We start from the raw sequence: 19,102 nt of genomic DNA, 5'->3' as shown, positions 1-19,102 counted from the left end.
GGAAACGCCGTCGCGGTGCCCGGCACGTCCGGCCGGACACCGCGAACGGTCGTCTGTGGGGTCAACTCTGGACCAGGATCACCTGTTCCGCGTGCCGGGCCCCGTCTCGTCCTCCGGGCGGAGGCGCGTGCCGCCGCCCGTCGGTGCGCTCTCGCCCAGCAGCTGGGCGGGGGCCTTCTCCTGGTCGGACCCGAGCGCGTCGTGCTCACCGTGCGAGTGCGACGCCTCCAGCTCGGCCGGCGTGACCGGCTCGACCCTGTCCTCGTAGAACACCTGCGACAGGCGCTGGCGCACGCGGTCCATCCGGTAGCCCTTGCGACGCACGCCGCGGGAGTCCTCCGCCGGCTCGATCTCGATCGGTCGCGTCGGGTCGTGCTGGACGCGCAGCCAGCGCTCGTGGGCGTCGAGGGGCTTGTGCACCTCGATGTACTCGCCGGACGCGAACCGCACGATCTGCCCGGTCTCGTGCCCGTGGAGGACCAGCTCGCGGTCCTTGCGCTGCAGCGCGAGGCAGATGCGCTTCGTGATGACGAACGCCGCCCACGGGCCCAGGAAGAACAGGACCCGGAACACCCACGTGATGTCGTTGATCGACAGGTGGAAGTGCGTCGCGATGATGTCGTTCGAGCCCGCGAGCACCAGGATGAAGAACGCGGTCAGCAGCGAGACGCCGAACGCGGTGCGGAACGGCCGGTTGCGCGGACGGTCCAGCACGTGGTGCTCCCGCTTGTCGCCGGTCGCGAACGACTCGACGAACGGGTACAGCGCCAGCAGCGTGAAGAGCACGCCGGGCACGACCACCGCGGGGATGAGGACGTTGAGCGACAGGGTGTACCCGTCGGGTCCGAACAGCACGTACTCCGTCTGGCCGGGCATGAGCCGCAGCGAGCCCTCGAGGAACAGCATGTACCAGTCGGGCTGGGCACCTGCGGACACGGGCGACGGGTCGTACGGGCCGTAGTTCCACACGGGGTTGATCGACAGCGTCGCGCCCATGAGCGCGATCACGCCGAAGACGACGAAGAAGTAGCCGCCCGCCTTCGCGACGTAGATCGGGAACAGCGGGTACCCGACGACGTTCGCGTTGGTGCGTCCGGAACCCGGGTACTGCGTGTGCTTGTGCAGCACCACGAAGAACAGGTGCAGCGCGATCAGCGCGAGGATCAGGCCCGGCACCAGCAGGATGTGGACCGTGAAGAGCCGCGGGATGATGTCGTGCCCCGGGAACTCGCCGCCGAACACGAAGTAGGACAGGTAGCTGCCCACGATCGGGATCGCCTTGATGACGCCGTCGGTGATGCGCAGGCCGTTGCCCGACAGGACGTCGTCGGGGAGCGAGTAGCCCGAGAAGCCGGCCGCGAGGCCGAGGATCAGCAGCACGAAGCCGACGACCCAGTTGAGCTCACGCGGCTTGCGGAACGCGCCGGTGAAGAAGACGCGCATCATGTGCGTGACGATCGCGGCCATGAAGATCAGGGCCGCCCAGTGGTGGATCTGCCGCATGAGCAGACCACCGCGGACCTCGAACGACAGGCGCAGCGTGGAGGCGAACGCCTCGGACATCTCGACGCCGTGCATCGTCGGCCAGGGGCCGTCGTAGTGCACCTCGGCCATGCTCGGCACGAAGAACATCGTGAGGAACACGCCCGAGATCAGCAGCGTGATGAAGCTGTAGAGCGCGATCTCGCCGAGCAGGAACGACCAGTGGTCGGGGAAGATCTTGCGCGCGAACTCCTTGACCGCTGTCCCGATGCCGGTGCGCTGGTCGAGGTAGTCGGCCGTCCTGGCGGCCTTGCCGCTCGGCGGTGCCGTGGTGGTGGCGCTCATCGCAGCCGCTCCCAGAAGCTCGGACCGATGGGCTCGTGGAAGTCGCTCTGCGCGACCAGGTAGCCCTCGTCGTCGACGGTGATCGGCAGCTGGGGAAGCGGCCGCTTGGCGGGACCGAACACGACCTTCGCGCCGTCGGCGACGTCGAACGTGCTCTGGTGGCACGGGCACAGCAGGTGGTGCGTCTGCTGCTCGTACAGGGCCACCGGGCATCCCACGTGGGTGCAGATCTTGGAGAAGGCCACGATGCCGTCGTACGACCAGCCCTCGCCCTGCTCCGACTTGATGTCCCGGGGGTCGAGCCGGACCAGCAGGACGACGGCCTTGGCCTTCTCGTCGAGCGGCGCGCCGGTCTCGTCCAGGCCCTCGGGGATCACGTGCACGACCGAGCCGACGGTCACGTCGGCCGCCTTGATGGGGCGACCGGTGGGGTCGATCGTGAGCTTCTTGTTCTTCGCCCACATCGTGTGCTTGAGCTTGCGGACGTTCCAGTCCTCGCCCACCTCACCGATCAGCGGCAGCGCGATGGTCAGGGGGAACAGCGCGAGCGACGAGACGAGGGCGCCCTTGAGCACGCCCCGCCGGCCGATCGCCGAGTCCTCGACGCCGTCCTTGAGGACCTGCACGGCCTCGGCGCGGGTCTGGTCCGAGCTGCGCTGGGCGTGCCGGTCCTCGGCCTTCTCGTGGTCGTTCATCAGCGACTTGGCCCAGTGCACGGCGGCGAGACCGATGCCCAGCAGGGCGAAGGCGAGCCCGAGCCCGAGCGTGAGGTTCGACCGGTGCAGCGTCTGGGGGGAGTCGCCCAGCGGGAAGGCGAAGTACGCGATGATGAACCCGATCGTGCCCAGGATCGAGATCGCGAACAGGGCGACGACCTGCCGCTCGGCACGCTTGTTCGCGGCCGGGTCGACGTCGGAGCGTCGCGGTCGGTGAGGGCCGAAGCCCGGGTTCGGGAAGCGCTCGGGCGAGTCCTCGCCCTCGCGCAGGACGACGTCCGAGCCCGCCGTGTCGGCGTGCGGCCGCTCGTCGTGGCCGTCGTGGCCGTGCTGGGTGATGCTCACGAGGACCTCGCTCCGATCCAGACCGCTGCTCCGATGAGCAGTCCCATGCCGATGACCCACGCCCACAGGCCCTCGCTGACGGGGCCGAGGCTGCCGAGGTCGAGACCGCCGGGCGGGCTCTCACGCTGCAGGTCGACGTAGGCGATGATGTCGCGCTTCTCGTCCGGCGTGAGGGTGGCGTCGTTGAAGACGGGCATCGACTGCGGGCCGGTCGCCATCGCCTCGTACAGGTGGGTGGGCGTGGTCTCCCACAGGTTCGGGGCCCACTTGCCCTGCGACAGCGCGCCACCGGCGCCGACGGCGTTGTGGCACATCGAGCAGTTGGTGCGGAACAGCGCCATGCCGTTGGCCGGGTCACCCAGCGCGGGGTCGACCTGCTCGGCGGTCGGCACGGCCGGTCCGGGGCCGAGCGCCGCGACGTACGCGGCCAGGGCAGCGATCTGCTCCTCGTCGAACTGCGCCGGCTTGGCGGGGGCCTGCGGACCGTTCGCCTGCATGGGCATGCGCCCGGTGCCGACCTGGAAGTCGACCGCCGCGGCGCCGACGCCGACGAGCGACGGGACCACGTCGGTCCCGGTGGCGTCCGGCCCGTGGCAGGTCGCGCAGTTGGCCTGGAACAGCTTCTCACCGGTCTCGACCTGGTCAGCCGATGCCGCCGCGGGGGCGGCGTCGGCGGACGTGGGGGACAGCACGGCGTACAGCGCGCCGGTGAGGAGCAGCGCCAGCAGGAGCAGCACGACCGGCGCACGCCGGTCGTGCCTGCGGGCTGCGAGTGCCTTCACGGATCGGTCCTCGTCTCGCGTGTCAGGGGATGTGCGGGTGGGTGGCGCCGGCCCGCGCGGGGCCGGCCGGCGTCATCGGACGAGGTAGATGACCGCGAACAGCGCGATCCACACCACGTCGACGAAGTGCCAGTAGTACGAGGTGACGATCGCCGTCGTCTCCTCGTGGTGGGTGAAGCGCTTGGCGGCGAAGGAGCGTCCCAGCAGGAAGAGGAACGCGATGAGGCCGCCGACGACGTGCAGGCCGTGGAAGCCGGTCGTCAGGTAGAAGACGGAGCCGTAGGGCGACGACGAGATCGTCAGCCCGTGCTCCACGAGCTCGGCGTACTCGAAGATCTGGCCGCCGATGAAGACCGCGCCCATCACGTAGGTGAGCGTCATCCACTCGTTCATGCCCCACCGCCGGAACTGCAGCAGCGACCCGGTGCGTACGGGCTGGAGCCGCTCGGCGGCCCACACGCCCATCTGGCAGGTCACGGAGGACAGCACCAGGACGGCGGTGTTCGCGAACGCGAACTGGAGATTGAGCTTGGCGGACTCGACAGCCCACTCCTCCGGGACGGCCGCCCGCACCGTGAAGTACATGGCGAACAACCCCGCGAAGAACATGAGCTCGCTGGCGAGCCACACGATCGTCCCGACCGACACGGGGTTCGGTCGGTTCACGGTCAGGTGGGGGGCGGGGCGCGAGGCAGCCGTTGCGGTCGACACGTCCGCCATTATGGCTGACGGGAGCGTTGCTTGGGTCGTTGGACCCATGCGCGTCCCCGGGGATATGTCACATCGTCACCTTCGGTGCGACCCGGCGTGCCGCGATCCGCGCCGCGGACCGGTCGTGGCACCCGCGTCGCAGGTCGGACGTGCCAAGATGCAGTCTGCACGTCGACGACGAGTGAGGGGCACCATGAGCACCGCGAACCCGGCGGCCCGCGCGCCGCGCATCCTGCTGTACAGCGACGACGTGGACGCGCGTGAGCAGGTGCGTCTCGCGGTCGGTCGCCGCCTCGGGCGGGGCGAGCCAGACATCGCCTGGGTCGAGGTCGCCACCGCGGACGCCGCGATCGCCGCCACGGACGCCGGCGGCCTGGACCTGCTGGTGCTCGACGGCGAGGCCGACAAGGTCGGCGGGCTCGGCCTGTGCCGCCAGCTCAAGGACGAGGTGTACGACTGCCCGCCCGTGCTCGTGCTGACCGGGCGGCCGCAGGACGCCTGGCTGGCGTCGTGGTCCAACGCAGACGCCGTCGTGAGCCGGCCGCTGGACCCGGTCGTGCTGCACGCGGCGGTCGCCGACCTCGTGCACGCGGGCGTGCCGCGCGGATGACGGTGACGACGACCTGGCCCGACCTGCTGACGACGCTCGTCCGGGGCCAGGACCTCGACAGCGGGCACGCCGCCTGGGCGATGGACCGGATCATGAGCGGTGACGCCTCGCCCTCGCAGGTGGCCGGCTTCCTCGTGGCGCTGCGCGCCAAGGGCGAGACCGTCGACGAGCTCGCCGGCCTGGCGGACACGATGCTGGCCCACGCGCACCGGTTCGAGGTGCCCGGGCGCACCGTGGACGTCGTCGGGACCGGGGGCGACCGCCTGCACACGGTCAACGTGTCCACGATGGCGGCCCTGGTGGTCGCGGGCGCCGGCCTGACCGTCGTCAAGCACGGCAACCGTGCCGCGTCGTCGTCGACCGGTTCCGCCGACGTGCTCGAGGCCCTGGGTATCCGGCTCGACCTGCCGCTGGCACGCGTGGGCGCCCTGGCGTCCGAGGTGGGGATCACCTTCTGCTTCGCCGGCGCGTTCCACCCGGCCATGCGGCACGCGGGCGTCACGCGACGCGACCTCGGGATCGCGACCGCCTTCAACTTCCTGGGCCCGCTGACCAACCCCGCGCAGCCCCGGTCCAACGCCATCGGGGTCGCCGACGCGCGCATGGCGGGCCTCATCGCCGGCGTCCTCGCCGCCCGTGGCAGGTCCGCGCTGGTGTTCCGGGGGGAGTCGGACGGCCTCGACGAGGTCGCCGCGACCGGTCCCACCCGGTTCTGGGAGGTCCGGGACGGGGTGGTCCGCGAGGAGCTCGTCGACTGGGCCGCCGTCGGGGTACCCCCGGTGACGGTCGAGCAGCTGCGCGGCGGTGCCGCCGACCGCAACGCCGAGGTCGTGCGCGCCCTCCTCGGCGGGGAGCACGGTCCGGTGCGGGACACCGTGGTGCTCAACGCCGCTGCCGCGCTCGTCGCCGACGCGACGCTGCCCGGCACCTCCGCGGGCACGCTCGTGGAGCGGCTGGTCGCCGGGGCCGGGCACGCGGAGCGCGCGCTCGACGACGGCGCGGCCGCCGCGGTCCTCGAGCGCTGGCGGGCTGCCGCCGCGGCCTGACGCACGTCCCCGCGGCGGCTGCCGCCCTGGGTCAGTCCTCGAGGCCGAGTGCGAACGCCTCGTCGAGGTCGTGCCGCGAGTACGCACGGAACGCGATGTACGTCTGCGTCCGCAGGACGCCGTCGAGCTTGCTGACCTTGTCGGCGATGACGTCGGCCAGCCGCTCGTGCTCCCGCACACGGACCATGGCGATGAGGTCGACCTCGCCGGTCACCGAGTACACCTCGCTGACGCCCTCGATCTCCGCGGCCGCGGCCGCGACCTCCGGGATGCGGGCGGCGTCGCAGTCGATCAGCACGATGGCAGTGAGCATGCCGCCATCATGCCGTGCGCTGCGGCACCCCGGCAGGGGAGCCGGGCGTATCGTCGACCAGCGGCGCGCGCGGCGCGACGAGGTCGAGGGCTACCGCCGCAGCCACGTCGCGCACCGCCTGCGCCGCGCGGACCGGCGAGGACCACTCGCCGTCCACCTCCACGAGGCGCACGCCCGGCTGCTCCAGCCAGGTCAGCAGCAGGTCCGTCTCCTCCGGGTGCGCGGCGGTCGCAGGCGCCACGGGCGGCGCCACGTGCTCCCCGCCGGCATGCAGGCTCGCGACGACGGGGCGCGGGTCGGTGCGCCGGTCGACGACCGCGGTGCCGGCCAGCCGGCCGTGCCGGACCAGCACGAGCTCCCACCCGCCGTCCTGCGTGCGGCACGCGGCGACGAGCTCGCGGACCGTGGCCAGGCGGCCGTGCCGTTGCGCGCGCGCCGCGCCGCGCAGGAACGCCGTGAGGCGGTCGCGCACCGCCGCGGCCTCCTCGAAGCGCTCCTGCGTGGCCAGCGTGCGGATGCGCGCCGCGTGGGCCTCCGCCACGGCCGCGGGGTCGCCGGTCATCGAGCGGCGCACCGCGTCCGCCACGTCGGCGTACGTCGTGACGTCCTGGCCGCCGGTGCACGGCGCACCGCACCGCCCGACCTCGGCGAGCACGCAGGCGTGGGCTCCGGGCGCCGGCGTCGCCGGCAGCCGGCCGGTGCACTGGCGCAGCGCGAACGCCGCGTGCAGGGCGTCCACCGCCTGCTGCGCGAGCGCCCGGGACGCGAACGGCCCGATGTGGGTCGGCCCCGGCCGCACGTCCCGCACGACGGACAGCCGCGGGAAGGGCTCGTCCGTCAGGCGCACCCAGGGCATGCGCTCGGGGGACCGGGAGCGGCGGTTGTAGCGCGGGGAGTGCTCGGCGATGAGGCGCAGCTCGCGGACCCGCGCCTCCAGCGGCGACACGCACACCACGGGGTCCACGCGCTCGGCCAGCCGCACCATCTCGGTCATGCGGCCGCGCTTCTCGGCCGAGGTGAAGTAGCTGCGCACGCGGCGGCGCAGCGAGGTCGTCGACACCCCGACGTACAGCACCTCCTCGCGCGGGCCACGGAAGAGGTAGACGCCGGGGGAGTCGGGCAGGCCGTCGGCCAGCGTGCTGCGGCGGCGCACGTCCGCCGGGACGGGGTCGGTGGCCGTCGCGAGGTCCTCGAGGTGCGTGACGCCCAGCGGCGCGAGCCGACCGAGCAGCGCGTGGAGCACGTCGACGGTCGCCCGCGCGTCGGACAGCGCGCGGTGGTTCGGGGTGACCTGCGCGCCGAACAGGGCGGCCAGGGTCGAGAGCTTGTGGTTGGGCGCCTCGTCGCGCAGCACGACGCGGCGCGCGAGCCGCACCGTGTCCACCACCGGGAAGCCGGGCCACGGACGGTCGAGCCGCGCCGCGGCGGCCCGCAGGAACCCGACGTCGAAGGGTGCGTTGTGCGCAACGAGCACCGACCCGCGGGCGAACTCCAGGAAGCTCGGCAGGACCTGGGCGATCGTCGGCGCGCCGACGAGCATCGACGTGGTGATCCCCGTGAGCACCTGGATGAACGGCGGGACGGGCCCCCCGGGGTCGACGAGCGTCTGGAACTCGCCGAGGACCTCGCCGCCACGGACCTTGACCGCCCCGATCTCGGTGATCGCGTCCTCCGTGGCGCGGCCACCGGTCGTCTCGAGGTCCACCACCACGAACGTCACGTCCCGCAACGGCGTGCCGAGCTCGTCCAGCCCGAGCTGCACGGGCGCGGCGCCCGGTCCGGGTGCCGTGTGCTCGAGCGGACGCAGACGACGAGCGGTGGGCATGTGGCGGACGGTACCCGGCCGCACCGACACCCCCGCCGTCGCCGGCGCCCCGACCTAGGGTGGGGCGCATGGCGGAGCCGCAGGACGGGGCGCAGGACGAGGTGCAGGACGCCGCCGAGGTGCCCGCGGACCTGCGGGCGGCGCTGGTGCGCCTGGCCGCCGACGTGCTCGGGGAGACCGACCCCGCGCAGACGCCCGCGGCGCTGCGTGCGGTGCGACGCTTCGCACCCCGGCGGCGCGCGACGGCCGGTGCGCTGCCCCTGTGGACGGCGCTGCAGGAGGACGAGGGCTTCCGGGCGCGCGTCACCCGGGTGTGGCTGCTCGCGCAGGACGGTGCGCCCGCAGCGGCGGAGCCCGACGCGGCCGGACCGCCGCCCGGGGCGTCCCCCGACGCTCCGGCGCTCGACAGGGCGGTCGGCGCCTGGTTGCAGGGGCACCCGTGGCAGGACCTGCTGCGCCCGGAGGCCCCCGCGCCCCGTCAGGACGCCGACGCGCGCCGCGACGAGGCGGCCGCGCGCGAGGCCGCCCGGCTGCGGGTCGCCCTGGGCGTGGCCCGCGAGGGCGAGCGTGCGGCCCGCGAGGAGCTCGCGGCGCTGCAGCGCGAGCTGCGCCGGCTCCGCTCGGACGCCGACCGCGCGCGCGGCGACGCGCGGGCACTGGCCGCGGCGGCCGCCGAGGACGCCCGGCGGGCGGCCGCGGACCACGCCGCCGCCACCGCCGAGCGGGCGGCCGCGGCCGCGGACCTGCGGGCGGCGACGGCCGAGCGCGCCGTGGCCCGGGACACCGCACGCACCGGCCGGCGCCTCGCGGAGACGCGCGCCCGCCTGCTGCTCGACACGCTGATCGACGCCGCCGGCGGGCTGCGTGCCGAGCTGGCGCTGCCGCCGGTCGTCGACCTCCCGGCCGACCTCGCGGCGCCCGCGGACGCGGCGCCGGCCGACCGGCCCACGTCGCGGGGTCGCTCGGTCGACGACCCGGCGCTGCTCGACGACCTGCTGCGGCTGCCGCGGGCGCACCTGCTCGTCGACGGCTACAACGTGTCGAAGACCGGCTGGCCCGGCACGACGCTGGCCGACCAGCGACGGCTCGTGGTGGACGGCATGGCGGCGCTGGCCGCGCAGACCGGCGCGGAGATCACCTGCTGCTTCGACGGGCAGCCCGGCCACCGGGCCGTCGCGGCCGTGCGGGGCGTGCGGGTGCTGTTCACGTCGGGGGAGACGGCGGACGACCTGCTGCGCCGCCTGGTGGCGGCCGAGCCGCCGGGCCGCGTCCTCGTGGTGGCGACGTCGGACCGCGAGATCGTCCGCGACGTCGAGGCGCACGGCGCCTGGGCGGTGCCGGCGGTGACGGTCGTGGAGCGGCTGCGGCGCCGCTGACGCCGGTGCCTCCAGGAACGACGGGGGACGCACCACGCCCCCGGCACGGGGTGCCGGGGGCGTGGTGACGGTGCGGTCGACGGGCTGCGGGTCAGCGCTCCCCGGAGGTGTACAGGGCCTCGACCTCGGCGGCGAAGTCCTTGAGCACCTCGGCCCGGCGGACGCTGAGCTTCGGCGTGAGGTACCCGTCGGCGATCGTCAGGTCGCGGTCGAGGATCCGGTACCGGCGGATGGACTCGGCGCGCGAGACGGCCTTGTTGGTGCGCTCGACGGCCCGGTCCAGGGACGCCAGGACGTCGGGGTCCTTCGCCGCCTCCTCGACCGACATCGCGGGCTTGCCGTGCGCGCTGAGCCAGCCGGGCACGCCCTCGGGGTCCAGCGTGATGAGCGCACCGATGAACGGCCGCTGGTCACCGACCACGACGACCTGGCTCACCAGGGGGTGGCCCCGCAGCCGGTCCTCGAGCACGCTCGGGGCGACGTTCTTGCCGCCCGCCGTCACGATGATCTCCTTCTTGCGGCCGGTGATCCGCAGGAAGCCGTCCTCGTCGATCGAGCCGAGGTCGCCCGTGCGGAACCAGCCGTCCTGCATGGAATCGGCGGTCGCCTGCGGGTTGTTGTGGTACCCGCGGAAGACCTGGATGCCCTTGATCTCGATCTCGCCGTCGGCGGCCAGCCGCAGCGCGGTGCCCGGCAGCGCGGGGCCGACGGTACCGATCTTGGTGCGCTCCGGCAGGTTGACCGTGGCGGGTGCCGTGGTCTCCGTCAGGCCGTAGCCCTCGAGGACCTTCAGGCCGACCCCGCGGTAGAAGTGCCCGAGCCGCTCGCCGAGGGGCGCACCGCCGGAGATGGCCCACTCGACCTGCCCCCCGAGCACCTTGCGCAGCTTCGAGAGCACCAGCACGTCGGCGACCTTGTGCTGCAGCCGCAGCCAGGGGCTCGGCCCGCGCGGGGTGTCCAGTGCACGGGAGTAGACGATCGCGGTCTTGGCGGCCCGCTGGAAGATCGCGCCCTTGCCCCCGGCGGCGGCCTTCTGCTCGGCCGAGTTGTAGACCTTCTCGAACACGCGCGGCACGGAGAGGATGAACGTGGGGCGGAAGGTCCCGATGCCCTCGATGAGGGTCTTGGTGTCGGGCCAGTGGCCCAGGGTCGCGCCCGCCGGGACCGTCAGCACGTGCACGAACCGCGCGAACACGTGCGCGAGGGGCATGAAGAGCATGGTCCGCGCGCCGGGGTCGGACACGACGGCGCTGAGCTTCTCGACCGCGTTCGTCGTCAGGACCGAGAAGTTGCCGTGCGTGAGCTCGACACCCTTCGGACGGCCCGTGGTGCCGGACGTGTAGATGACGGTGGCGAGGTCGTCGCGCGCCGCGAGACCACGACGGCGCGCCACCTCGGACTCCTCGACGCCGGCACCGGCCGCCACCAGCGTGTCGAGCGCGCCGTCGTCGATGACGAGCACCTCGCGCAGGGTGGGCGCCTGGCCGCGCACCTCGGCCACGACGTCGGCGTGCGCCTGCGTCTCGACCACCAGGAGGCTGACGTCGGCGTCCGTGAGGATCCAGGCGACCTGCTCGGCCGACGACGTCTCGTACAGCGGCACGGGGACCGCGCCGACCGCCCACGTCGCCCAGTCGAGCAGGGACCACTCGTACCGCGTCCGCGACATGATGCCCACGCGGTCGCCGGGCTGCACGCCCTTGGCGACGAGCCCACGCGCGGCCGCCACGATCGCGGCGTCGTACTCGCGCGCCGTCATGGGCAGCCAGGCGCCGTCCACGTAGCGCTCGACGAGCACCCGGTCCGGCGTGCTGCGCACGCGGGACGCGAGCAGGTCGTTGAGGTTGTCCGACGGATCGACCTCGACGAGGAGAGGGCTGTGGGACTCGTCCATGCTGACTCCAGTGGCAGGGGGGCGAAGGGTGCCATGAGGATACGGGACGTCCGTCCCTGGTCACGGGCGTCCGGACGGGTGGAGTCGCAGGCCAGGGGCACAGGGCTGTGCCGGGCGACCGGGTCACGGCCCGGCGTGCGGCGTGGTCGCGCTCCCGCACCGGTCGACACGGGCGCTAGCGTGGGTGGCGCGTGCGCGAGGGACGCGCCGCGGCGAGGGCAGGAGCGGACCGGGACATGCACGCCATCGGGGTCGACATCGGCGGGACGAAGATCGCGGCAGGCGTGGTCGACGACGACGGCAGGATCCTCGCGCAGACGCGGAGGGACACCGACCCCGACGACGTCGCGAGCATCGACGCCGCCATCGCGGACGTCTACCGCGAGCTGACCGCGTCGTACGAGGTGCAGCAGGTCGGTCTGGCCGCGGCGGGCTTCGTGGCCTCGGACCGCGCCCGCGTGCTGTTCGCCCCGAACATCGCGTGGCGCGAGTACCCCCTGCGGGACAACGTCGCCGCCCTCATCGGCGACCCCGACGTGCGGGTCGTCGTCGAGAACGACGCCAACGCGGCGGGGTGGGCCGAGTTCCGGTTCGGCGTCGGGCGGGACGTCGAGGACATGGTGATGCTCACGCTCGGCACCGGGCTGGGCGGTGCGATCGTCTCCGGCGGGCGGCTGGCCCGGGGTGCCTGGGGTGCCGCTGCCGAGATCGGCCACATGCGGGTGGTGCCCGGCGGGCACTACTGCGGCTGCGGGCACGAGGGCTGCTGGGAGCAGTACGTCTCGGGCTCGGCGCTCGTGCGCGACGCGCAGGCCGCCGCGATCACGCACCCGGAGCTCGCGGCAGGACTGCTCGAGCTCGCCGGCGGCGGTCCCGACGCGATCACGGGCCCGCTCGTCACGCGGGCGGCCCAGGACGGCGACCCGCTCGCCCTGGAGCTCCTCGGGGAGGTCGGTCGCTGGGTCGGGGAGGGTGCGGCCAGCGTCGCGGCTCTGCTCGACCCCGAGCTGTTCGTCATCGGCGGCGGCGTGAGCGCCGCGGGCGATCTGCTCCTGGTGCCCGCGCGCAAGGCGTTCGGCGAGCAGCTCTCGGGCCGAGGGCACCGGCCGGAGGCGGCGATCGTCGTCGCGGCCATGGGCAACGACGCCGGCATGGTCGGCGCCGCAGACCTCGCGCGGATCTGACGTCCACCCGCGCCGACGGCGGCGAGGCCGGCGGCCGCGCGGTCCGGACGGGTCAGACGACCGCGCCGTCGCCGTCCGTCGGCTCGCGGCGCTGTGGCATGCGCCACACCAGGATGGCCACGGCGAGGACGAACAGTGCGGCCGCCGCGCGCACGAGCAGGGCGGGCGCGTCCTGCCACGCGACGACCACCACGAGCAGGAACAGGGGCGACCCGATCGCGGCGCCCCAGGCCAGCGTGAGCAGCGGGTTCCCGCCCAGCACCGGGCCGGGGTCCTGCGGGACGAAGTGCTCGATGTCGTCCACGGCGTCCTCGGCCGCGTCGTACTGCGTGGTGCCGTCCCAGTCGCGGGCACCCAGGGGAGCGGGGCCGGGAGCGGTGGCGGCAGGGCCGGGCGCCTCCGGCGGGCCGACCGCGGAGGGCTCCTCGGGTGCCGCGCGCAGCACACGGCCGCGGGTCGGCGGCTCGGGCGCTGCGTCCACGTCGGACAGCCGCGCGACCAGCGAGGCCCACACCTCGTCGTCGGTCGCGACCCCGTCGGCCGGGTCGTCCGCCCGCGGCCGGTCGTCGTGCGGCGGCCCCGCGGGGACGTCGCGGGGGTGCTCCGCGCCGGCGGAGTCGTCGGCGCCGGGGTCGTCCTCGGGACGTGCGTCCATGGGAGCACTCTAGAGTCGGACCCGACGAACCGGCCCGTCGCGGTCGGTGGCGGGTCCGCGGGCCGGCCGGCGGCCCGCGGGACGGGTCGGCGCGACGGACGTCGAGCGAGGAGACACGTTGTTCTACTGGTTGATGAAGCGGGTGTTCGTCGGGCCCCTGCTGCGCCTGGTCTACCGGCCGTGGGTGCGTGGTGCGCAGAACGTCCCCGCCGAGGGCGGTGCGATCCTCGCGAGCAACCACCTGGCCGTCATCGACTCCTTCTTCCTGCCGCTCGTGCTCGACCGCGCGATCGTGTTCATCGGCAAGCAGGAGTACTTCACCGGTGTCGGCCTCAAAGGGCGTGTGACCGCCGGCTTCATGCGCGGCGTGGGCACCATCCCCGTCGACCGCGGTGGCGGCAAGGCCGGTGAGGCGGCGCTGCGGACCGGCCTGCGGCGGTTGTCCGAGGGCGGCCTGTTCGGCATCTACCCGGAGGGCACCCGCAGCCCCGACGGGCGTCTCTACCGTGGCAAGACCGGCGTCGCCCGGCTGGCGCTGGAGTCGGGCGCTCCCGTGATCCCCGTGGCCATGGTCGGCACCGACGTCGCGCAGCCGCTGGGCCGGCGCATCCCGAAGATCATGCGGATCGGGATCGTCATCGGCGAGCCGCTGGACTTCTCCCGGTACCGGGGCATGGAGAACGACCGGTTCATCCTGCGGTCCGTGACGGACGAGATCATGTACGCGATCATGAGCCTGTCGGGCCAGGAGTACGTCGACGTGTACGCCGCGACGCAGAAGGCCCGGATCGCCACGGGTCACCCCGAGGCGGGCGACGGTGCGGGCCGGATGCCCGCCGCGCCCGGCGGTCGGCCGGTGCCCGATGTCCAGGTTCCGGTCCCGCCGCAGGACGAGGCCCCGCCGTCAGTAGGATGAGATGGACCCGGCCGTGCGTCGGGCCCGTGCGCGTGCCCTGCGGCGCGCGCCCGCCGTCCTCTGCATGACGCCCGGCCCCGGACCTCGGTCCCGGTGGCGGGGTGCACGCAGGCCCCACGCTGGGCGCCGGCCGGGTGCGTCGTCGCAGCCCACGCCGTCATTGCTTGCCAACGAGAGGTGTGTCCCATGTCGGTCCGTCGCGTCGCCCTTCTGACCGCCGGCGGTTTCGCTCCCTGCCTGTCGTCCGCCGTCGGCGGGCTCATCGAGCGCTACACGGAGATCGCTCCCGAGGTCGAGATCATCGCGTACCAGCACGGCTACCACGGCCTGCTGCTCGGTGAGAGCGTCACCGTCACCCCCGAGGTGCGGGCGAAGGCCGGCATCCTCCACCGCTTCGGCGGGTCGCCGATCGGCAACTCGCGCGTCAAGCTCACCAACGCCAAGGACTGCGTCAAGCGCGGTCTGGTGAAGGAGGGCGAGGACCCGCTGCAGGTCGCTGCCGAGCAGCTCAAGGCCGACGGCGTGGACGTGCTCCACACCATCGGCGGTGACGACACGAACACCACAGCGGCCGACCTCGCCGCGTACCTGCACGAGAACGGGTACGAGCTGACCGTCGTGGGCCTGCCCAAGACGATCGACAACGACGTCGTGCCGATCCGGCAGTCGCTCGGGGCGTGGACCGCGGCCGAGGAGGCCGCCGGGTTCGCGCGCAACATCATCGGCGAGCACCGCTCGGGGCCGCGCATGCTCATCGTGCACGAGGTCATGGGCCGGCACTGCGGCTGGCTGACCGCCGCCGCCGCCGCGGAGTACCGCAAGTGGCTCGACACGCAGGAGTGGGTCCCGGAGATCGGCCTGTCGCGCGAGCGGTGGGACATCCACGCCGTCTTCCTGCCGGAGCTGGCCCTCGACATCGACGCCGAGGCCGAGCGCCTCAAGGGCGTCATGGACGAGCTGGGCAACGTCAACATCTTCCTGTCCGAGGGTGCGGGCATGCACGAGATCGTCGAGCAGCTCGAGGCCGCCGGTCAGCCCGTCGAGCGCGACCCGTTCGGTCACGTGAAGCTGGACACCATCAACCCCGGCCAGTGGTTCGCCAAGCAGTTCGCGGAGAAGCTGGGCGCCGAGAAGGTCATGGTCCAGAAGTCCGGCTACTACTCGCGCGCCGCGGCGGCGAACGCCGAGGACCTGCGTCTCATCAAGTCCATGACCGACCTGGCCGTCGAGTGCGCGCTGCGCGGCGAGTCGGGCGTCATCGGCCACGACGAGGAGGACGGCGACCGCCTGCGCGCGATCGAGTTCCCCCGCATCGCCGGCGGCAAGGCGTTCGACGTGTCCCAGGCCTGGTTCGGGGCGCTGCTGTCCGACATCGGTCAGCGGCTCGTTCCCGCGAGCCACTCGTGAGCGTCGAGCCGGACGCGGGCGTCGTCGCCGGGCTCGACGCCTGGGAGACGCTGCCGGTCGGTCAGCAGCCCCAGTGGCCGGACGCGTCGCAGGTGCGGCGCGTCCGCGACCGGCTCGCGAGCCTGCCCCCGCTCGTGTTCGCGGGCGAGGCCGACGCGCTGCGGGCGCAGCTCGCCGCCGCGTCGCGCGGCGAGGCGTTCGTCCTGCAGGGCGGGGACTGCGCCGAGACGTTCGCGGAGGCCACGGCCGACAACATCCGCAACAAGATCAAGACGATCCTGCAGATGGCGGTCGTGCTCACGTACGGCGCCAGCATGCCCGTCGTGAAGATGGGGCGGATGGCGGGGCAGTACGCCAAGCCGCGCTCGTCGGACGTCGAGACGCGCGACGGTGTCACGCTCCCCGCGTTCCGCGGCGACGTGATCAACGGCTTCGAGTTCACCGCGGAGGCGCGCACCCCGGACCCGGAGCGGCTGCTCGAGGCGTACCACACGTCCGCCTCGACGCTGAACCTCATCCGGGCGTTCACGACGGGCGGGTTCGCGTCGCTGCTGCGGGTGCACGAGTGGAACCGCGGGTTCACGTCGAACCCGGCGTACTCGCGCTACGAGGAGATCGCCGCGGAGATCGACCGGGCGATCCGCTTCATGGCGGCGTGCGGTGCGGACTTCGACGCGCTGCGCACGGTCGACTTCTACTCGGCGCACGAGGGGCTGCTGCTCGACTACGAGCGGCCGCTGACGCGCATCGACTCGCGCACGGGCCTGCCCTACGACTGCTCGGCGCACTTCCTGTGGATCGGGGAGCGCACCCGCCAGCTCGACGCGGCGCACGTGGACTTCTTCTCCCGCGTGCAGAACCCGCTCGGCGTGAAGCTCGGCCCCACCACGACGGGTGACGACGCCATCGCGCTGATCGACCGGCTCAACCCCACGGGGGAGCCCGGCCGCCTGACGTTCGTCACGCGGATGGGCGCCGGGAAGGTGCGCGACCTGCTGCCCGCGCTGGTCGAGAAGGTCACCGCCGACGGCCGGCCCGTCACCTGGGTGTGCGACCCGATGCACGGCAACGGCATCACGTCGGCCAACGGGTACAAGACGCGGCGGTTCAGCGACGTCATGGACGAGGTGGCCGGGTTCTTCGAGGTGCACCGCGCGCTCGGCACCGTCCCGGGTGGCCTGCACGTCGAGCTCACCGGTGACGACGTCACCGAGGTCCTGGGCGGCACCGAGGAGATCGACGACGAGGGGCTCGCCCTGCGGTACGAGACGCTCGTGGACCCGCGGCTGAACCACCAGCAGTCGCTGGAGATGGCGTTCCAGGTCGTGGAGCTGCTGCGCCGCGCCTGAGGGTGCGTGCCGAGAGCCCCGGAGCGGCGACGCTCCGGGGCTCTCGTGCGTCCGGGATGTCGCGGCGGCTCGTGCGGCGCCGGGTGGCCGGCCGCGTGCGGCACGGGCCCGGCGGTCACACGACCTGCAGCACGACCTCCGTGCCCCTCGGCACCGCCTCCCCGGCGCGGACGCTCTGGGAGCGCACGGTGCCGAAGATCCCGCCGAGCACGTTGTCCCGCCGGGCCGTGAGGCCGAGTGCCTCGAGCTCCGCCTTGGCCCGGTCGAACTGCTTGCCGGTGAGATCCGGCATCGGCACCGTCTCCGGGCCCTTGGAGACGGTCACGGTGACCACGTCGCCGCGGTGGGCCGTCTCGCGCGCCGCCGGGCTCTGGTCGATGATCCGGCCGGCCGGGACGGTGTCGTGGAACGCCTCGGTGGCCTCCACGGTGAGGGCGTCGGCGGCGAGCTGCTCCTGCGCGTCCTCGACGGTGATGCCGACCACGGAGGTGACCGTCACCGGTGCGGGTCCGTCCGACAGCACCAGCGTGACGGTGCTCCCGCGCTTGATCTGGTCACCTGCCGCAGCCTCGGCGCCGTCCGGCAGCGTCGCCGTGAGGACCTGGCCCACGGGGGCCTCGTCGTCGTGGGCGGGGGAGCCGTACCCGACCGTGAGGCCGGCGTCGGTCAGGGACTTCTCGGCATCCGCCTGCATCGCGCCGACGACGCCCTCGGGGACCGTCACGAGGTCCGGACCCTTCGAGACCGTGTAGGTCACCGTCCCGTCCTTGCGGACCGGCTCACCGACGGGCGGGTCCGTCGAGACGACCAGGCCGGGCGGCACGTCGTCGTCGAACGCCTCGGCCCGGTCGTGCGTGAGGCCTGCCGCCTCCAGGGCGGCGACGGCGTCGGCCTCGGTCTCCGCCACGACGGCTGGCACCGAGGTGTACGCGCCGGGTCCGACCTGGAGGTACCACCACGTGCCGAGCCCGAGCAGCGCGGCGAGGCCGAGGACGGTGGCCACGAGGGGCCACCGGCGTCGGGTCGGGGGCGGCGGGGGAGCCGCGTCGACGACCCCCAGGCCGATGGGCAGCGCGACGGTGCCGCCGTGCGCGTGGGCCCCCACGGGTACCCGGGCGGTCAGCGCGTCGTCGTCGGGGTCGCCGGCGTCGGTGTCCTGCGAGAGGTCGGACTCCTCCGGGTCGGTCTCTGCCGGCAGCACGACCGTGGGCGGGACGTCGGCCCGCCGGTCGAGCGTGACGCCGTCGAGCACGGAACGCGTGCGTCGCACGAGCTGCAGCGCTGCGCCGGCGTCGACCGGGCGGTCGTCCGGCGTGTGGGCCGCGAGGGCGCCGACGAGCTCGTCGATCTCCGAGGGGAGCCAGTCGACGAGGGTCGACGGCGCGGGGAGCTCCGAGCTGACGTGCTGGAACGCGACCTGGATCGGTGTCTCGCCGGTGAAGGGCTGGCGGCCCGTGAGCATCTCGAAGAGCATGACGCCGACCGCGTAGACGTCGGTGCGTGCGTCGCTGGTGCCCTGGCGGACGAGCTCGGGCGCGAGGTAGGCGACCGTGCCGAGCACCGTGCCGGTCGTCGTGGCGGTCACCTCGGTGACCGCACGCGCGAGACCGAAGTCGGCGACGCGCACGCGGTCGTCGGACGCGATCAGCACGTTCTCGGGCTTGACGTCGCGGTGCACCAGACCTGTGCGGTGCGCCGCCGAGAGGGCGTCGAGCACGGCCTCGGTGATGCGCAGCGCCTCACCGACCCGCAGCGCGCCCTGCTCGGCGAGGCGGCGACGCACGTTCGAGCCGTCGACGTACTCCATGGTCAGGTAGCTGGTCTCGCCGTCGAGCCCCTGGTCGAGCACCCCGACGATGCCGGGGTGCGTCAGGCGGGCTGCGCTGCGCGCCTCACGCCGGAAGCGCGCGATGAACGCGCCGCCCTGCGACCCCTCGGCGAGGTGCGGGTGCATGACCTTGAGGGCGACCTCGCGGTCGAGGCGCCGGTCGACCGCGAGGTACACCGTCGCCATCCCGCCGCGCGCGATGCGCGAGACGACCTCGTACCGCCCGTCGACCAGGCGGCCCACGAGCGGATCGGTGACAGTGGTTCCCACGCGCGGCAGTCTACGGGCGGGCTCAGGCAGATCGCGGGAGCCGCGCTC

At 73.6% G+C, this 19,102-nt stretch carries 16 protein-coding genes; 7 read left to right on the top strand and 9 right to left on the bottom strand.

Annotated elements, in window-relative coordinates; all coding sequences use genetic code 11:
• Positions 1 to 78: 78 nt before the first annotated feature.
• The 4 genes from qcrB to ctaE form a co-directional block, all read right to left on the bottom strand.
• On the bottom strand, positions 79 to 1,827 hold the full coding sequence (qcrB, locus tag KG103_RS10665; RefSeq protein WP_207341149.1) for a cytochrome bc1 complex cytochrome b subunit: 1,749 nt from the start codon (positions 1,825 to 1,827) through the stop codon (positions 79 to 81).
• The gene (qcrA, locus tag KG103_RS10660) at positions 1,824 to 2,888 is read right to left on the bottom strand and encodes a cytochrome bc1 complex Rieske iron-sulfur subunit (RefSeq protein ID WP_207341150.1); all 1,065 of its coding nucleotides are present in this window, start codon (positions 2,886 to 2,888) and stop codon (positions 1,824 to 1,826) included. The genes qcrB and qcrA overlap by 4 nt, the downstream gene beginning before the upstream one ends.
• The gene (gene qcrC, locus KG103_RS10655; RefSeq protein ID WP_089799463.1) at positions 2,885 to 3,670 is read right to left on the bottom strand and encodes a cytochrome bc1 complex diheme cytochrome c subunit; all 786 of its coding nucleotides are present in this window, start codon (positions 3,668 to 3,670) and stop codon (positions 2,885 to 2,887) included. The genes qcrA and qcrC overlap by 4 nt, the downstream gene beginning before the upstream one ends.
• Positions 3,671 to 3,742: 72 nt before the next feature.
• On the bottom strand, positions 3,743 to 4,390 hold the full coding sequence (ctaE, locus tag KG103_RS10650) for an aa3-type cytochrome oxidase subunit III (protein ID WP_207341151.1): 648 nt from the start codon (positions 4,388 to 4,390) through the stop codon (positions 3,743 to 3,745).
• Positions 4,391 to 4,574: 184 nt separating this feature from the next.
• Here ctaE and KG103_RS10645 point away from each other — a divergent pair, with 184 nt between their 5' ends.
• Positions 4,575 to 4,991 (top strand): response regulator transcription factor, encoded by a 417-nt coding sequence (locus tag KG103_RS10645; protein ID WP_207341152.1) that lies wholly within the window; start codon positions 4,575 to 4,577, stop codon positions 4,989 to 4,991.
• The gene (trpD, locus tag KG103_RS10640; RefSeq protein ID WP_207341153.1) at positions 4,988 to 6,037 is read left to right on the top strand and encodes an anthranilate phosphoribosyltransferase; all 1,050 of its coding nucleotides are present in this window, start codon (positions 4,988 to 4,990) and stop codon (positions 6,035 to 6,037) included. The genes KG103_RS10645 and trpD overlap by 4 nt, the downstream gene beginning before the upstream one ends.
• A gap of 31 nt (positions 6,038 to 6,068) precedes the next feature.
• On the opposite strand, the gene KG103_RS10635 is transcribed toward trpD, so the two are convergent.
• On the bottom strand, positions 6,069 to 6,350 hold the full coding sequence (locus KG103_RS10635; RefSeq protein WP_207341154.1) for an Lrp/AsnC family transcriptional regulator: 282 nt from the start codon (positions 6,348 to 6,350) through the stop codon (positions 6,069 to 6,071).
• A 7-nt stretch (positions 6,351 to 6,357) separates the two neighbouring features.
• Entirely contained in the window at positions 6,358 to 8,175 is a 1,818-nt protein-coding gene (locus KG103_RS10630) for a DEDD exonuclease domain-containing protein (RefSeq protein WP_207341155.1), read from the bottom strand.
• A 68-nt stretch (positions 8,176 to 8,243) separates the two neighbouring features.
• Between KG103_RS10630 and KG103_RS10625 the strand changes: the two genes are divergently transcribed.
• Positions 8,244 to 9,551 (top strand): NYN domain-containing protein, encoded by a 1,308-nt coding sequence (locus KG103_RS10625; RefSeq protein WP_207341156.1) that lies wholly within the window; start codon positions 8,244 to 8,246, stop codon positions 9,549 to 9,551.
• A 91-nt stretch (positions 9,552 to 9,642) separates the two neighbouring features.
• Here KG103_RS10625 and KG103_RS10620 read toward each other — a convergent pair whose 3' ends face one another.
• Positions 9,643 to 11,445 carry an AMP-dependent synthetase/ligase gene (locus tag KG103_RS10620; RefSeq protein WP_207341157.1) on the bottom strand — a complete coding sequence of 601 codons (1,803 nt, stop codon included), beginning with the start codon at positions 11,443 to 11,445 and terminating at the stop codon, positions 9,643 to 9,645.
• A 236-nt stretch (positions 11,446 to 11,681) separates the two neighbouring features.
• Here KG103_RS10620 and KG103_RS10615 point away from each other — a divergent pair, with 236 nt between their 5' ends.
• Complete coding sequence (locus KG103_RS10615) at positions 11,682 to 12,629, top strand: ROK family glucokinase (protein WP_207341158.1); 948 nt, start codon at positions 11,682 to 11,684, stop codon at positions 12,627 to 12,629.
• Positions 12,630 to 12,681: 52 nt separating this feature from the next.
• On the opposite strand, the gene KG103_RS10610 is transcribed toward KG103_RS10615, so the two are convergent.
• Positions 12,682 to 13,284, bottom strand: coding sequence for a hypothetical protein (locus KG103_RS10610; RefSeq protein ID WP_207341159.1), 603 nt, complete (start codon positions 13,282 to 13,284; stop codon positions 12,682 to 12,684).
• Between the two features lie 118 nt (positions 13,285 to 13,402).
• Here KG103_RS10610 and KG103_RS10605 point away from each other — a divergent pair, with 118 nt between their 5' ends.
• The 3 genes from KG103_RS10605 (at position 13,403) to KG103_RS10595 (ending at position 16,956) form a co-directional block, all read left to right on the top strand.
• Positions 13,403 to 14,200 carry a lysophospholipid acyltransferase family protein gene (locus KG103_RS10605; RefSeq protein WP_243656431.1) on the top strand — a complete coding sequence of 266 codons (798 nt, stop codon included), beginning with the start codon at positions 13,403 to 13,405 and terminating at the stop codon, positions 14,198 to 14,200.
• Positions 14,201 to 14,386: 186 nt separating this feature from the next.
• Positions 14,387 to 15,607, top strand: a complete 1,221-nt coding sequence (locus tag KG103_RS10600) for a pyrophosphate--fructose-6-phosphate 1-phosphotransferase (RefSeq protein WP_207341160.1) — start codon at positions 14,387 to 14,389, stop codon at positions 15,605 to 15,607.
• Positions 15,604 to 16,956, top strand: a complete 1,353-nt coding sequence (locus KG103_RS10595) for a class II 3-deoxy-7-phosphoheptulonate synthase (RefSeq protein ID WP_207341161.1) — start codon at positions 15,604 to 15,606, stop codon at positions 16,954 to 16,956. Before KG103_RS10600 ends, KG103_RS10595 begins: the two co-directional genes overlap by 4 nt.
• 115 nt (positions 16,957 to 17,071) lie before the next feature.
• On the opposite strand, the gene pknB is transcribed toward KG103_RS10595, so the two are convergent.
• A complete protein-coding gene (gene pknB / locus KG103_RS10590) occupies positions 17,072 to 19,054 on the bottom strand; it encodes a Stk1 family PASTA domain-containing Ser/Thr kinase (protein ID WP_207341162.1) in 1,983 nt (660 codons plus the stop codon).
• Positions 19,055 to 19,102 lie beyond the last annotated feature (48 nt).

The sequence above is a fragment of the Cellulomonas wangleii genome (assembly GCF_018388445.1).
Taxonomy (GTDB): domain Bacteria; phylum Actinomycetota; class Actinomycetes; order Actinomycetales; family Cellulomonadaceae; genus Cellulomonas; species Cellulomonas wangleii.
Note: the sequence above shows the minus strand (reverse complement) of the source record. Positions and strands in the feature narration are given on the sequence as shown.